Source organism: Nocardioides zeae (assembly GCF_010686755.1).
GTDB classification, from domain to species: Bacteria; Actinomycetota; Actinomycetes; order Propionibacteriales; family Nocardioidaceae; genus Nocardioides; species Nocardioides zeae.
Map to the genome: position 1 here is coordinate 71,237 of NZ_JAAGXA010000010.1, position 14,074 is coordinate 85,310.

At 74.0% G+C, this 14,074-nt stretch carries 13 protein-coding genes; 7 read left to right on the forward strand and 6 right to left on the reverse strand.

The features are described 5' to 3' along the window. Nucleotides 1-215 precede the first annotated feature (215 nt). From G3T38_RS14670 to G3T38_RS14680, 3 genes are all read right to left on the reverse strand, one after another. Nucleotides 216-566, reverse strand: coding sequence for a hypothetical protein (locus tag G3T38_RS14670; protein ID WP_163773072.1), 351 nt, complete (start codon nucleotides 564-566; stop codon nucleotides 216-218). Nucleotides 567-606: 40 nt separating this feature from the next. Next, the gene (locus G3T38_RS21060) at nucleotides 607-2,091 is read right to left on the reverse strand and encodes a carboxypeptidase-like regulatory domain-containing protein (protein WP_163773073.1); all 1,485 of its coding nucleotides are present in this window, start codon (nucleotides 2,089-2,091) and stop codon (nucleotides 607-609) included. 91 nt (nucleotides 2,092-2,182) lie between these two features. Next, a complete protein-coding gene (locus tag G3T38_RS14680) occupies nucleotides 2,183-3,079 on the reverse strand; it encodes an oxygenase MpaB family protein (RefSeq protein WP_163773074.1) in 897 nt (298 codons plus the stop codon). Nucleotides 3,080-3,130: 51 nt separating this feature from the next. Between G3T38_RS14680 and G3T38_RS14685 the strand changes: the two genes are divergently transcribed. Then, complete coding sequence (locus G3T38_RS14685) at nucleotides 3,131-4,198, forward strand: alpha/beta hydrolase family protein (protein WP_163773075.1); 1,068 nt, start codon at nucleotides 3,131-3,133, stop codon at nucleotides 4,196-4,198. Between the two features lie 18 nt (nucleotides 4,199-4,216). On the opposite strand, the gene G3T38_RS14690 is transcribed toward G3T38_RS14685, so the two are convergent. Then, nucleotides 4,217-5,392 (reverse strand): RtcB family protein, encoded by a 1,176-nt coding sequence (locus G3T38_RS14690; protein ID WP_163773076.1) that lies wholly within the window; start codon nucleotides 5,390-5,392, stop codon nucleotides 4,217-4,219. A 458-nt stretch (nucleotides 5,393-5,850) separates the two neighbouring features. Between G3T38_RS14690 and G3T38_RS14695 the strand changes: the two genes are divergently transcribed. Then, nucleotides 5,851-6,219, forward strand: a complete 369-nt coding sequence (locus G3T38_RS14695; protein WP_163773077.1) for a ribosomal protein L7/L12 — start codon at nucleotides 5,851-5,853, stop codon at nucleotides 6,217-6,219. A 96-nt stretch (nucleotides 6,220-6,315) separates the two neighbouring features. Then, nucleotides 6,316-7,584: an aspartate aminotransferase type Ic gene (locus G3T38_RS14700; protein WP_163773162.1), complete on the forward strand. Its 1,269-nt coding sequence runs from the start codon at nucleotides 6,316-6,318 to the stop codon at nucleotides 7,582-7,584. Nucleotides 7,585-7,618: 34 nt separating this feature from the next. On the opposite strand, the gene G3T38_RS14705 is transcribed toward G3T38_RS14700, so the two are convergent. After that, nucleotides 7,619-9,655: a right-handed parallel beta-helix repeat-containing protein gene (locus G3T38_RS14705; RefSeq protein WP_163773078.1), complete on the reverse strand. Its 2,037-nt coding sequence runs from the start codon at nucleotides 9,653-9,655 to the stop codon at nucleotides 7,619-7,621. After that, nucleotides 9,652-10,866 carry a glycosyltransferase gene (locus G3T38_RS14710; protein ID WP_338037674.1) on the reverse strand — a complete coding sequence of 405 codons (1,215 nt, stop codon included), beginning with the start codon at nucleotides 10,864-10,866 and terminating at the stop codon, nucleotides 9,652-9,654. Before G3T38_RS14710 ends, G3T38_RS14705 begins: the two co-directional genes overlap by 4 nt. 154 nt (nucleotides 10,867-11,020) lie before the next feature. Here G3T38_RS14710 and G3T38_RS14715 point away from each other — a divergent pair, with 154 nt between their 5' ends. From G3T38_RS14715 to G3T38_RS14730, 4 genes are all read left to right on the forward strand, one after another. Next, complete coding sequence (locus G3T38_RS14715) at nucleotides 11,021-12,037, forward strand: right-handed parallel beta-helix repeat-containing protein (RefSeq protein ID WP_241728904.1); 1,017 nt, start codon at nucleotides 11,021-11,023, stop codon at nucleotides 12,035-12,037. Then, nucleotides 12,030-12,875 carry a response regulator gene (locus tag G3T38_RS14720; protein ID WP_163773080.1) on the forward strand — a complete coding sequence of 282 codons (846 nt, stop codon included), beginning with the start codon at nucleotides 12,030-12,032 and terminating at the stop codon, nucleotides 12,873-12,875. Before G3T38_RS14715 ends, G3T38_RS14720 begins: the two co-directional genes overlap by 8 nt. 65 nt (nucleotides 12,876-12,940) lie before the next feature. Next, nucleotides 12,941-13,444, forward strand: coding sequence for a hypothetical protein (locus tag G3T38_RS14725; protein WP_163773081.1), 504 nt, complete (start codon nucleotides 12,941-12,943; stop codon nucleotides 13,442-13,444). After that, entirely contained in the window at nucleotides 13,441-13,971 is a 531-nt protein-coding gene (locus G3T38_RS14730; protein ID WP_163773082.1) for a hypothetical protein, read from the forward strand. Before G3T38_RS14725 ends, G3T38_RS14730 begins: the two co-directional genes overlap by 4 nt. Nucleotides 13,972-14,074: the final 103 nt, after the last annotated feature.

The following is a 14,074-nucleotide window of genomic DNA, read 5'->3' on the forward strand; positions in this document are numbered from 1 at the left end:
CGGTCCGGCTCGAGCAAGCCCGAACCAGGGGCCGATGAGAGTGCGCGCGGCGTCCGACCCGGCTGAGCAAAACGCGGACCGGGCGGCCTCACCGCTCGGCGTGTCGTGGCCGGGAGTCCGCGTTTTCTTTCTCCCGCGCGGGGCTGCGTCCGCGTTTTCTTTCCCCGAGCGGCGACCCGGGGGTACGCCGCAGGTGGCGCCCCGCGGGCACGCCCTCAGATCGACGTGAGCGTCCCGAGCCGGGCGATCGCCTGGCCCGAGGTCTCGCAGACCCACACGGGGTCGGGACCGCCGAGCTCCGGGTCCACGCGCAGCGCGTGCTCCTCCAGCGACGCGCACGTCGAGCAGAGCGGCCAGCGCTGGCCCCGGTCGAAGAGCGCGTCCTGGACGTCGGTGGCGACGAGCCCCGCGACGTACGTGGCCCCGGCGGGCCACTGCTCGACCCACCACCGGCGCTCGGAGAGCGCGTGCTCGAGGAGCGACACGCCCTCGGCGTCGGCGCACCCCCGGGCGTCGAGGTCGGCCAGGACGGTCGCGCGGGCGGCGATCAGCGCGGCGTCGGTCATGAGGGCCATTGTTGCGCAGCGACCCAGAGCCCGACCCTGCTCAGGGGGTGGGCGTCGCCGTGACGGTCACCGTCACGGTCGAGGTCGGCTGCGACGTCGGCTGGCTCGTGGCCGGGGACGTCGGGGCCGACGTGGGAGCCGACGTCGGAGCGGACGTGGGAGCAGTGGTCGGAGCCGTCGTGGGTGCCGTCGTGGGCGCCGTCGTGGTCGGGCTGGCGGTCGGCGACGTGGTCTGCGGGATGCACTGCGGGTTCTGTGCGTGCCCGATGGCCTTCAGCGGCACGTTGCCCAGCGCCCGGACGTGGCCGACGCTGATGCTGAACGCGCTCGAGGTGTAGGTGCCGTACTGGCAGGTGTCGTTGCCGCCGGTGCCGAAGGTGATCCAGCCGCCGTCGGGACGGCTGAGCACGACCTTGTAGCCGGAGTCGGTGCGCAGCGGGCCCTCGATGAGGAAGCGGCCCGACGGGGTGGTCCAGGCGGAGCCGACCTTCGTGCCGTACTTGTTGAACAGCTGCACCTGCACGCCCTTGAGGGTGCGGGTCGGGACGCGTGCGTCGACGACGGTGCCGGAGACGCTGCCGCCGCGCTGGAGCAGCTCGAAGGCGGTGAAGAGGACGTTGCCGGCCGGCACCTGGCGGCCGCCGGGGACCTTGCCCGTGCGACCCAGGTAGTTGCCGGAGTCGGGGACGACGAGCTCGTAGGGGCCGGGCATGACGCCGGCGAAGGAGACGTTGCCGTTCTTCGCCTTGGCGACGTACCACTGGCCCGTCGCGCTGTTGCGCGCGGTCACGTAGCCGTTGGCGGGCAGCTGCTGGTTGCCACCGACGATGTTGACGACGAGCGAGCCGGCGCGGCGCTTGAGGTTGATGGCGATGTTGGTGTTGGTGCCGACCTTGCGGTTGCGCAGGAAGGTGCTGACGTCGGCCCACTGGCCACGGGCGTCGTAGGTGAAGACGGAGTAGTTCGCGGTCGGCAGGCCGGCGATCGCGAACTGGCCCTGGCGGTTGGCGATCGTCTCGAACGACTGGCCGTACGGGTTCGCGGCGACGACGCGGGCGCCCGAGGCGATCGCACCGTTCGTGCGGACCGTGCCGGTGATGCTGGCGCCCTTGCGCATCGAGGCGTCGCGCTGCACCGTCTGCGCGGACTTCACGGTGGCCGTCATGTCGGTCGGGGCGAAGCGGTTGACGTCGTACGTCGGGCGGGTGTCGGTGACCTGGATGCGGTAGCTGCCCGGGGCGACCGAGAGCTGGTAGGTCGAGCGCGCGGTCGTGGAGCCGAGCACCTTCCAGTTCATGTCGAGGATCGTGACCTTGACCGTGCCCCCGTAGAGCGAGCCACCGACGCGGATCGCGCCGACGAGGCGGCCCTTCGCGGGCGCGGCCGCAGCGGCCGCGTCGGCGCGCGGGGTGGTGCTCGTGCCCGTCACGGCGACGGCAGCGCCGGCCAGCACGAGGAGGAGCGCCACCAGGGCGGCGGCGACGTGCCGTCCACGGCGGACGGGAACGGACGAGGTGGGGTGCATGGAGGCTCCGGGAGGGTGGGGGGCGGCCGAATCCGCGATGGAGCCAAATCTAGTGCGGGAAACCGCACGGGGCCTCAAGAACGGCCCAACGTCAGGCGGAGATCACCCCAGCGCGGAGGCGGTCCGCCTCCGCGCGGTCCACGGACATGGCCCAGCGGATCGTCGACGTCGACACCTGGCCCAGGGCACGCACGACGGTGCCCTCGACGACGGGCAGCCACGGCAGCCGGAGCGGCACCCGCGTCCAGGCCGGCATGAGGCCGACCGCGGCGGCGGTCAGGGTGCCGTACGGCGCCCGCGCGAGGAGGGGCAGCGGCGGCTTCAGCAGCAGGTAGCGGATGGCCTCGCGGGCCTCGGGCGTGCCCCGCAGCTCGGGTCGGTACGCCGCGAGCACGTCGTCGAGCTGCGCCTTCGTGCGCGGCACGTCGCGCGCCCCGAGCGCCTCCGCGACGTGGGCCGTCTGCGCGACGTACGTGTCGGTCTCGGCGGGGGTCAGCGGCCGTGCGCCGTACCGCTGGTGCGCCGTGAGGAAGCTGTCGATCTCGGCGACGTGGACCCAGCGGAGGAGGTGGGGGTCGGAGGCGGCGTACGGCGTGCCGTCCGGCAGGGTGCCGACGACGCGCTCGTGGATGCGGCGCACCGCGGCGATGGAGGCGTCGGCGTGGGCGTCGGTCGCGAAGGTGGTCGCGGCGATGAAGGTCGCCGTGCGGTTCAGCCGCCCCCACATGTCGGTGCGGTAGTCGGAGTGCTCGGCGACCCCGGCCATCGCCGCCGGGTGGAGCGCCTGCAGCATGAGGGCCCGGATGCCGCCGACGAACATGGACGCGTCGCCGTGCACGCGCGCGATCGGGTCGTCCAGCCCGAAGCGGCGCGGGCCCGGCGTGCCGTGGATGCGCGCCCGGAGACGCGGACCGTCCGGACCCGCGACGCGCGCGAAGAGCGCCTCGCCGAGCCGCTGGCGAGCGGTGGTGACCACGGGCAGAGCCATGCTGCCCATGATGCACCTGCCCGGGTAGGGGACCGCTGCCATGCTGGGGCCATGACGCGCCTGGGCCGGGTGGCCGCCACCGGAGCGCTCCTCCTCGTGGGGGCGGCGTGCTCGTCGGGTTCCTCCGACGGGGACCGCGACGGCACCGCAGATCCGGCGTCCCCGAGCTCGAGCGCCGCCGGGGCCGCCGACGACGGCGTGACCGCCAGCCCCGACGTACCGGAGCCGACGACGGAGCCCTCGCCGCCCCCGACGTCGGGCCCCGCCGAGCTCGAGCGCTGGTTCGACGCCGAGTTCACCGGCGGCGACCTGCAGGTCGGAGAGGTGCGCGAGTCGACGGGCAGCTACACCTCGTACGACGCGAGCTACCGCAGCGAGGGCCTCCTCGTCACCGGCGTGCTCAACGTCCCGGCGGGCGAGGGGCCGTTCCCCGCGGTCGTGCTCGCCCACGGCTACATCGACCCGGCCGTCTACGTGTCCGGCCAGGGCATGACGCGGGAGCGCGGTCGGCTCGCGGAGGCGGGGTACGTCGCGTTCCACGTCGACTACCGCAACCACGCCGGCTCCGACGACGACCCGGCCCTCGACGAGACGCAGCGGTTCGGCTACGCGGTGGACGTCGTCAACGCCGTCACGGCGCTGCGCGACAGCACCGACGTGCCCGTCGACGACGACCGGGTGTCGCTGTTCGGACGCTCGATGGGCGGCGGCGCGGTGCTCGAGGCGCTCGAGATGGCGCCCGGCCACGCGCAGGCGGCCGTCGTCTACGCGTCCGTCGCCAGCGACGCCGCCGACAACCAGCGGCAGTTCAGCGACGGCGGCGGCTTCTGGGACGACCTCGCGGCCCGGGTCGGCACGCCCGAGGAGAACCCGGCCTCCTACACGGCGGCCTCGACGGGGCCGCACGTCGACCGGATCACCGAGCCCGTCCTCATCGTGCACGGCACCGCCGACGACACCTGCCCGCCCGCGTGGGCCGAGGAGACCCACGGCCTCCTGCTCGAGGCCGGCGCCGACGTGCGCCTCGACTGGTACGAGGGCGAGGGCCACGCCTTCGGCCCCCAGTTCGACGCGTCGATGGACAGCATCGCGACGTTCCTGGAGCAGGCGCCGGCCTGACGCCCGCCCCAGGACCGCTCAGTCGCCCTTGACGTTCACCACCTGGCGCAGCACGTGCCGCACCTCGACCAGGTCGGCGGCGTCCTCCATCACCCGGTCGATCGGCTTGTACGCCGCGGGGATCTCGTCGAGGAACGCGTCCGTGTCGCGGTACTCGATCCCCGCCATCGCCTCCCGCAGCTGCTCACGGGTGAAGGTGCGCCGGGCCGCCGCCCGCGAGTACTCCCGCCCCGCGCCGTGCGGCGCCGAGTTCAGCGCCACCCGGTTCCCGCGGCCCGTCACCACGTACGACGCCGTGCCCATCGACCCCGGGATGAGGCCCGGCCGGCCCGCCTCCGCGTTGATCGCGCCCTTCCGCGACAGCCAGACCTGCCGGCCGAAGTGGCGCTCCTGCTCCGTGTAGTTGTGGTGGCAGTTGATCTCCTCCACCCGCTCCACGTCGCCGGTCGCCCCCACCCACGCGGCGAACTCCGCCGCGACCCGGTCCATCATCTCCTCGCGGTTGAGCAGCGCGTAGTGCTGCGCCCAGCGCATCTGCGCGACGTACGCGTCGAACTCGCCCGTGCCCTCCACGAGGTAGGCGAGGTCCTTGTGGGGGAGCGGGATCCACCACTGCTCGGCCAGCTGCTGCGCGACCTTGATGTGCGCCTGCGCGATCCGGTTGCCGACACCCCGCGAGCCCGAGTGCAGGAACAGCCACACCCGGTCCTCCTCGTCGACCGTCACCTCGATGAAGTGGTTGCCCGAACCCAGCGTCCCCAGCTGCAGCTCCCAGCGCGCCGCGTGGTCGCCCGGCTCGAACCCCGCCTGCTCCGCCAGCTCGGTGAGCTCCTGCAGTCGCGCTCGCGTGTGCTCCCGCTCGATGCTGCGGTTGGCGGCGCCGGCCGACAGCGGTACGGCGCGCTCGATCGCCTCCCGCAGCGGGCGCCGGTCGGCCGGCAGGTCGTCCCGCACGTACGTCGTGCGGACCGCGATCATGCCGCAGCCGATGTCGACCCCGACCGCCGCCGGCATGATCGCGCCGAGCGTCGGGATGACGGAGCCGACCGTCGCGCCGAGGCCCAGGTGGGCGTCCGGCATCAGGGCGACGTGCGGGAAGACGAACGGCATCGTCGCCGTCGTGCGGGCCTGCTCGCGGGTGGAGTCCTCGAGGATCGACGCCCAGCTGAGGAGCGTCGGGGAGATCGTGTCCATCGTCGTGGAGCCTGTGGGTCCTTTCCGTGGCGCGACCGGCACCGTGCCGGTCGGACGTCACGACGGTAGGGAGGGGAAAACGGGTTGCGCCATGCTTTTTGGGCCTCGCTCCGCTCGGCGTGCCCGCGGCGCTGCGCATTTTGGCCTCGCTCCGCTCGGCGTGCCCGCGGCGCTGCGGGCTCCTGCCCTTCGGTCGATCCCGACCACGTCTCCTCCGCTGCGCTCCTCCGACGCGGCCGCTCCTCCCTCAGGACACGAGCGCGCCGCGGGCGATTGGGGTGGAGCTGGCGGCGGGGCGCGAAATGTGCGGTTGGGGGCGGTCTGGCTCGACCGGGGGTGTCCCAGCCGCACATTTCCGTGCCCCGGGGCGGCGCCAAGCCGCAGCCGCAGCCGCAGCGTGACCGGGGTGACGCCGTACGGGCTGGGGTCGTGCACCGCGGGTCGGCACCATGGAGGGCATGTCGACGCCCCGCCCCGATCACGACCAGCCCGGCCAGCCCGACGAGCCCGGCGGTCTGCGTGGCTGGTGGCGGCGGATCACGCGGCCGTGGCCCGAGGCCGCCTTCACCGAGATCGGCACCCACGCCGTCGTGCTCGACGCGGTGGGGGAGCAGCCGGTGGCGGTCATCCGGGAGGTGCGGCGCATGACCGGCTGGGACCTGGTGCGCGCGAAGCACGCGGTCGACGCCGCCCCGGTCCAGGCTCCGGCGGGCACCACCACGCAGGGCGTCGTGCTCGTCGCCGGGCTCTCGGCGGCCAGTGCCGCAGCCGCGTGCGAGGCGCTCGCGGCAGCCGGGGCCACCGCGCGGGTCGCCGAGGGGTGGTGACGCGGCAACGCGTTTGCTCGTGGGGTGTGGTCGCCTGAGAGAATCGGCCCCGCCGCGTTCCCGGCACCGCCGCAACCCCAGAGAGTGAGCCCCACGATGGCCCTGGCCGACCTCGCCCGCACCGACCTCGCCGCCTTCGCCGACGCCCAGCGCGCGGCGTACGCCGAGCTCAAGGCGAAGGGGCTCAAGCTCGACCTGACGCGGGGCAAGCCGTCGCCGGAGCAGCTCGACCTCTCCGAGCGGCTGCTCAGCCTCCCGTCGGGCCACACGGCGGCGGACGGCACGGACGTGCGCAACTACGGCGGGCTCGCGGGCCTGCCCGAGCTGCGGGCGATCTTCGCGGAGCTGCTGGGCACCTCGGTCGGCAACGTCGTGGCGGCCGGCTCCTCGAGCCTGACCCTCATGCACGACACCCTGGTGCAGGCGCTGCTCTACGGCCGCCCCAACAGCGTCGAGCCGTGGGGCGTCGAGGACGTCGTGCGGTTCCTCTGCCCGACGCCGGGCTACGACCGTCACTTCGCCCTCGCCGACCGGCTCGGCATCGAGCTCATCCCAGTGCCGATGTCGGACGACGGCCCCGACGTCGACGTGGTGGCCTCGCTCGTCGCGGACGACCCCACCATCAAGGGCATGTGGCTCGTGCCGACCTACGCGAACCCCACCGGCTCGGTCTGCTCCGACGAGGTGGCGCGCAGACTCGCGTCGATGCCGACGGCCGCGCGCGACTTCACGATCATGTGGGACAACGCCTACGCGGTGCACCACCTGACCGAGGTGGAGACGACCACTCCCGACATCATCACGCTCGCCGCGGAGGCCGGGAACCCGGACCGCGTCGTGGTGTTCGCCTCCACCTCGAAGATCACCTTCGCGGGTGCGGGAGTCGCGTTCCTCGCCGGGTCGGAGGCGACCGTGGGGGCCTACCTCGAGGGCCTCGGCTACTACTCGATCGGTCCCGACAAGGTGAACCAGCTGCGGCACGTCGAGTTCTTCGGCGACGCCGCGGGGGTGCGCGCCCACATGGCGCAGCACCGCGAGCTCATCGCGCCGAAGTTCGCCGCCGTCCAGCGCGTGCTCACGGAGCGTCTCGCCGAGCACGGCATCGCGGAGTGGACCGACCCGGCGGGCGGCTACTTCGTCAACCTCGACGTGCTCGACGGCACCGCCAAGCGGGTCGTGGCGCTGGCCGGGGAGGCGGGCATCGCGCTCACCCCGGCGGGCTCGGCGTTCCCCTACGGCGAGGACCCGCGCAACCGCAACATCCGCCTCGCGCCGACGCTGCCGCCCCTCGCCGAGGTGGAGGCCGCGATGGACGGTGTCGCCACGTGCGTGCTGCTCGCCGCGGCGGAGGAGCTGCTCGGCTGAGCGCTCCCCGCGCCCGCCGGGGCTGCCGGCGGCCTCAGATGCCCCGGAGGTGGTCGGCGACCCAGCCGCGCACCCGGGACGTCGGTACGCCGAGGGACCGGGCCACGTCGCTGGCGCGGTAGCCCTGCTCGACGACGGCGCTGATGGCCAGCTCCTGCATGCTCGCCGCGGGGCCGGCCGGCACGGGGACCCGGACCACCGGCGCCTCGACGGGATCGGGCGCCTCTGCCCAGACGGGCACGGGCGGTACCTCCGGCACGAACGCGGGCGCGGGCTCCGGCGCGCGCTCCGGCTCCGGCTCCGGCTCCGGCACGGGCAGCGGCACGGGCTCCGGCACGGGCTCGGGCGCCGGCTCCGCGGGGCCGACGACGGGCGCCGGGGGCTGCTCCGCGGCGTACTCCGCCAGCCGCGCCTGTCCGAGGCGGGTCATCTCGTCGGCGAACAGCTGCCGCAGCTCGCGCTGGCTGCGTCGCCGCCGCACGACGAAGAGGAGCCCCAGCAGCGGCACGGGCAGCAGCAGGAGCAGCAGCAGCGCGTGGATGTTGCCGAGGGCCCACGAGACGAGGACGGGGCGGTAGGTCCAGCCGGACCCGTCGATGTCGGTGTCGGTCGCCTCGGCGCCCGACCGGGCGACGACGGCGCCGGGGCCGAGGCCGGTGACGGACCCGCCGGCGACCGCGAGCGTGGTCCCGGAGCCCTGGGCGACGGCGGCGTGGCCCTCGTCGACGGTCAGGGCGGAGCCGTCGACCTCCACCTCGGCGCCCTGCTCGACGAGGACCGCGGTCTCCGGCGCGGTCGCGGTGACGTCGTCGACCCGCACCTCGGTGGCGGCGGCCACCCGCAGCGCTCGGGAGCCGCCGACGAGCGTCGAGCCCGTCACGGTCGTGCCGGTCGAGCCGCCCCGCAGGTCGAGCGCGGTGCCGGGACCGTCGATGTCGACGTCGGCCAGGGTGACGTCGTCCATGGCGTCGATCCGCACGCCGCCGCGGGTCGCGTCGCGCACCTTCAGGCCGTCGACGTCGAGGTCGGCGTAGTGGTCGGTGCTCCAGCCGGCCGAGTTGGGGCCGTCGGCGAGGGCGGCGCCGTCGACACGCGCGCCGTACCCGCCTGCTCTGTCCACCGCGACGTCCTCCAGGGTCACGGCGGAGCTGCCGCGGGAGACGAGCAGGCCGTCGCCCCCCACGTCGGCGATCCGGGTGGTGCGGAGCAGGACGTCGGTGGACCCGCTGGTCACCTCGACCCCGTCCTGCTGCGTGCGGGTGAACGAGCTGTCGTCGACCACGGCCTCGCTGACGCCGGAGAGGAACATCCCCAGGTGCGCGTCGCTGACGTCGAGGCCGGTGACGAAGGCGCGGGTGAGCGTCTCGGAGGTGCCGGTGAGGGCGATCCCGCCGGTGCGGCCGCTCCAGAAGCCGAGGTGGTTGGCCGCGACGTGGGCGACGTCGAGACGGCCGTCCTTGACCCGGATGTAGGCCCGTCCGTCGGCGGTGGTGCTGTCGGGGGCCGTCGCCGTCGGGTCCCAGCCGACGATGCGGAGCGGCTGGCCGGCCGTCCCGGCCAGGCGCAGGTCGCCGTCCCAGGCGACGATGCTGACGAACCCGTCGGCGTCGCTGCGCATCCGCAGCGTCCGGCCAGGGGCGACGATGTCGAGGCGGGCGCCGCGGGCGACGACGATGGAGCTCACCAGCGTGGGCACGAGCGCGCCGCCGGTCACGGCGCCGATGGCGACGAGGTCGTCGAGCGTGTACGGCTCGGGTCGCGCCGTGAGCACCCAGGTCCCGGCCGGTGGGGCGAGGGCGACCGCCGACCGGAGCCGGGTGTCCTCGCGGCGCAGGGCCGCCACCTGGGACGCGGCGTCGGTCGTGTCGGCATCGTCGTCGTCGGCGGGGGTCGCGGCGGCGGCGTGGGGAGACCCGACGCGCTCGCGCAGCGCGTCGTTGCCCCACACGACGCCCGCGGTCGCACCCAGCAGCACGGCGAGGGCGAGCAGCCGCAGCACCACGCGCGCCCAGCGGGGGACCGTGTCGCCGCGCTCCTCGGCCGAGAAGAGGTCGGAGCCCGGGGTGCTCACGCGCTCGCCTCCACCCGCAGGCTCTTCTCGGACTGGCCCTCGCCGCCGACCGAGTCGGCGGAGCGCGTCAGCCAGCCCTGCTTGTTCATGGTGAAGAACGCGTAGGTCTTGATCGGCCACGCCACGAGCACGACCACCGCGGTCACCAGCGGCAGCAGCCAGAGGTCCTCGGGACGGCGCTGCAGGTGGGAGATCCCGCGGATCCCGCGGCCGACGACGAACCAGACCACGGCCAGCGTGAGGGCGGTCGCCGGGTCGCTGGACCGCAGGCTGAGGCCGATGAAGATGATCGCCGTGCCCATGGTGACCGGTGTCAGGAGGATCTGCATGATGGTGATCTGGGAGATCAGCGGCACCCGGAACACCCACCCGCGCGCGACCGCGGTCAGGTAGCAGCGGTAGGAGTTGCGGCTCCACCGCACCCGCTGCTTGACGAAGGCGCGGAAGGTGTCGGGGAACATCGACAGCGCCCGCGCGCTGTCCTGGTGGGCGACGCGGAAACCCTGCGACAGCACGAGCCACGTGAGCCGCCCGTCGTCGCCGGCGATGCACTGCCGGCCGAGGAAGATCTCGTGCTCGAGGTCGTGGATCCGGTGGCCGATCACGGACATCCGGTACGCCGCGGTGCGGCCCGACGCGCAGATGACGCCGCCGTACCGGCCCATCGCAGGGGCGTAGTCGTGGTAGCGCAGGTCGATGATCCAGTCCGCGACGCGGCGCCAGATGCTCGACTTGGGCAGGTAGACGTTCTGCCGGGTGCTGACGGCCCCGACGGCGGGGTCGACGAACGGCATCTGGATGGCGTCGTGGAGGCCGTCCTCCCACGAGGTGTCGGAGTCGACGAGCAGGACGAGCTCGGTGTCGACGAGGCGCAGGCCGGCACCGAGGGCCGAGCGCTTCCCGGTGTGCTTGAAGAGGAGCGCCTCGACGCCGGGATCGTCGAGGGCCTGGATCCGGGCGTACGCCTCGGTGTCGGCGAGGTCGAGGACGACGATGATCCGCGACGGCCCCTGGCGGCGCCAGGTCTCGAGGCACCGCAGGAGCACGTCGGGGTCCTCGCGGAAGGAGGGGACGACGACCGTCGTGGTCGTGCGGAAGTCGTTGACGACCGGGCGGGTGACGGCGGACAGCACGCGGCGTACCAGCCAGACGCCCCAGGACGCGATGCCGACGAGGCCGAACGGCAGCAGCCAGGGCACGTCGAACGGCACCGCGATGTCTCCTCGTGGGATGTCCGACCCCGGGGAGCCGCGCAGCGGACGCGGCGCTCGGACGTGGGTAGGGTACGGCGCGACAGAGCCCCGAGGAGGGCGCTGCCGCGCAACCTTGCCCGGCTCGGTGGGCCGATCTGGAGGGTTTCTTGAGATGCCGACCGCGCCGCCCGTCCCCGTGCGCCTGAGCGGCGTCGTCGCGGGGTCGCTGGTGGGGGTGCTGGGAGCGTCGTCGGTGCTCGCCGGATGCGGTCTGGTGGGCGGCGACGGCGGCTCGTCCACCGCCACGGAGGGGTGTCCCGCCGACGCCGAGGTGGTGGGCACCGCCGACGAGCTGCGCGACGCGCTCGCCGCGGCGCGACCCGGGGGCACGATCTCCCTGGCCGACGGCACCTACGCGGGCTCGTTCACGGCGACGTCCTCCGGCTCGGCCGACGCCCCGATCACCCTCTGCGGCAGCGCGTCCACCGTGCTGGACGGCGGGACGGTCGACGAGGGCTACACCCTGCACCTCGACGGCGCCTCGTGGTGGACCGTGAGCGGCGTGACGGTGACCGGGGGCAAGAAGGGCGTCATGCTGAGCGCTGCGAGCGACAACACCCTCCGCGGCATCACGGTGCACGGCACCGGTGACGAGGCCGTCCACCTCCGGCAGGGCTCGTCGCGCAACACGCTGAGCCGGAGCACGGTGTTCGACACCGGGCTGCGGGAGGCGGACTTCGGCGAGGGGGTCTACGTGGGCAGCGCGGAGAGCAACTGGTGCGACCTCACGGACTGCGAGCCCGACGGCAGCGACGACAACGTCGTCGAGGGCAACGTCATCCGCTCGACGTCGGCCGAGGCGGTCGACGTGAAGGAGGGCACCAGCGGCGGACGGATCACGGGCAACACGTTCGAGGGTCCGGTCGGCGCGGCCGTGGACGCCCTCGTCGACGTGAAGGGCAACGACTGGCTGGTGGACGGCAACACGTTCGACGCCGACGGCGTCGCCGTGCAGGTGCACGAGGTCGTCGACGGGTGGGGACGGCGCGCGACGGTGCGCGGCAACGTCTTCGAGGGTGCCGCGGGCCCGGCGGTCGAGGTCGTGGGAGCGGCGCGGGACGGCGGGTCGACGATCGCGTGCGGACAACAGGTGAGGAGCGGGGAGCTGAGCGATGTGCCCTGTGGATGAGAGAGCGCCGGAGCAGGGGCGGGTGCCGGTCGCGCTCGTCGTCGACCCGGACGTCGAGGACGCGCTGTGGGTCGCGGGCGTGCTCCAGGCGTCGGGGTTCGAGGTGCTGCGCGCCGACGACGCCGTCTCGGCGCTCGTGGTGGCGGAGGCCCATGCTCCCGACCTCGTGATGGTGGACGCCCAGCTCGGCACCGGTGCCGACGGCATCGAGGTCGCGCGTCGCCTGCGCGCCCGCAGCACGACCTTCATCGTGCTCCACTCCGAGCGCGACGACGAGCTCGACATCGTGCGGGGGCTGAGCGCCGGCGCCGACGCCTACCTGCTCCGACCGCTGAGCGGCCGCGAGCTGAAGGTGCGCATCGCGGCCGTCATGCGCCGGCCCGCCGACCGGTTCCTCCGACCCGCCGTGGACGGTGCGGCCGCACCGGCACCCGCCCCCGCCGTACCGCCCGCGCCCGCCGGATCGCCCGTGCCCGCGGGGTCGCCCGCGGGGCCGGCTGAGCCGGCTGAGCCGGCTGGGGTCGAGTACGACGACGGTTGGGTCGTGTTCGGGTCGTTGCGGGTCCACCCCGACGACGCGGTCGCCCGCGTGGAGGAGCACCCGGTCGCGCTGAACCCGCGGGCGTTCGACCTGCTGGAGGTGCTGCTGTACGCCGACGGCCAGCCCCGCACGGCGGCCGACCTCTCCATCGCCATCCACGACGACCCGGCCCGCGCCGCCGACCTCTCCCGCGTGGAACTGCTGATGCGCGGCCTCACCGACACGCTGCGAGGCGTCGGGGTCGGCCGCCGGTGGATCGAGCACGACGCCCGGGGCTACCGGCTCGTGCGGGACTGACCCGCCACCGGACCATTCGGTCGGAACCGGACCCGCGGGGTCCGACGTTTCGCTAGGTTGCTCGCGTGGCGGTCACCAACGTGTACGGCGTGCCGGTGCACCGGTGGTCGTGGATCCCGTCGAACGCTGGATCCGCGCTCGTCCTCGTGCCGGTCTTCCTCGTCGCGATCGAGGTGACGGCGTGGCGGTCACCGTGGGTGCTCGGTGCCATCGCCGCCGGACTGGGGTCGGCGGCGGTGGCCCGGGTGCTCGACCGGGAGTCGTCGCGCCAGACGAAGGTCGTGCGCGCGCACCTGGGGATGCGGTGGGGCGAGACGATGCAGGACTGGCGGACTCACCGGACGGACGCCCTCTGCTGGACGCTGTCCCTCGTCGTCCTCTGGCCCGTCCACACGAGCGGTGGGCCTTGGTGGGTCCTGGTCGTCATCGCGGCGAACAACGGAAGGCTGGCGCTGAGCGATGGTCTGAGCGCGGTGCAGGGATGGCGTCGCGAGCGCGAGGGGCGTGCCGCCCCGGAGTGCCCTGACCTCGTGCCCGTCCCGCTCACGACCGAGGCGTCGGGGTCGTGAAGAACCAGTTCGGCGTGCCGGTGCCGGGGTGGACCGTCGTCGCGTCGTGGGTCGGCTGCGGCGTGCTCGTCGTCGCGGCGGTCGCCGCGACGGTGAGTGAGTTCTCACCAGGCGTGCTGCTGGTCGTCATCCCGATCGTCGTGGCGACCAGCGTCCTCCTGGGCTGCGCGCACCTCGCGGCCGCAGAGTCGCGACGACAGACCGCGGTGGTCCGTGGCTCCCTGCACTACCGCTGGGGAGAACGGCCCCGCTCGTGGCGGTGGCACGGCGGGTGGACCGCTGCGGTCAGCTACGTCGCCGCGGTCCAGCTGTGGTTCGCGTTGGACGACGGCAGCGTCGAGGTCGTGGTGTCCGCGCTCCTCAACGTTCTCGCTCTGGGGACGTTGGCAGTGCTGTCGACCAGGGGGAAATGGCGCCGCGAGCGCCGTGTACGCGGGGCCCCTGGCCCGGTCGAGCTGCGCGCGGCCCCGCCCTCCGTTCCGCCTGTCGTCCGGGCGCTTCCTCCGAAGCCTCTCCGCGGTGCGTAGGTGTGCGACGTTGAACGACTTGGCTAGGTTGCCCAGATGGGTGAACTGACGGCGACGCGGCGCATCGGTGGGCTGCTCCTGTTCGTCGTCGGTTGCGCCGTGG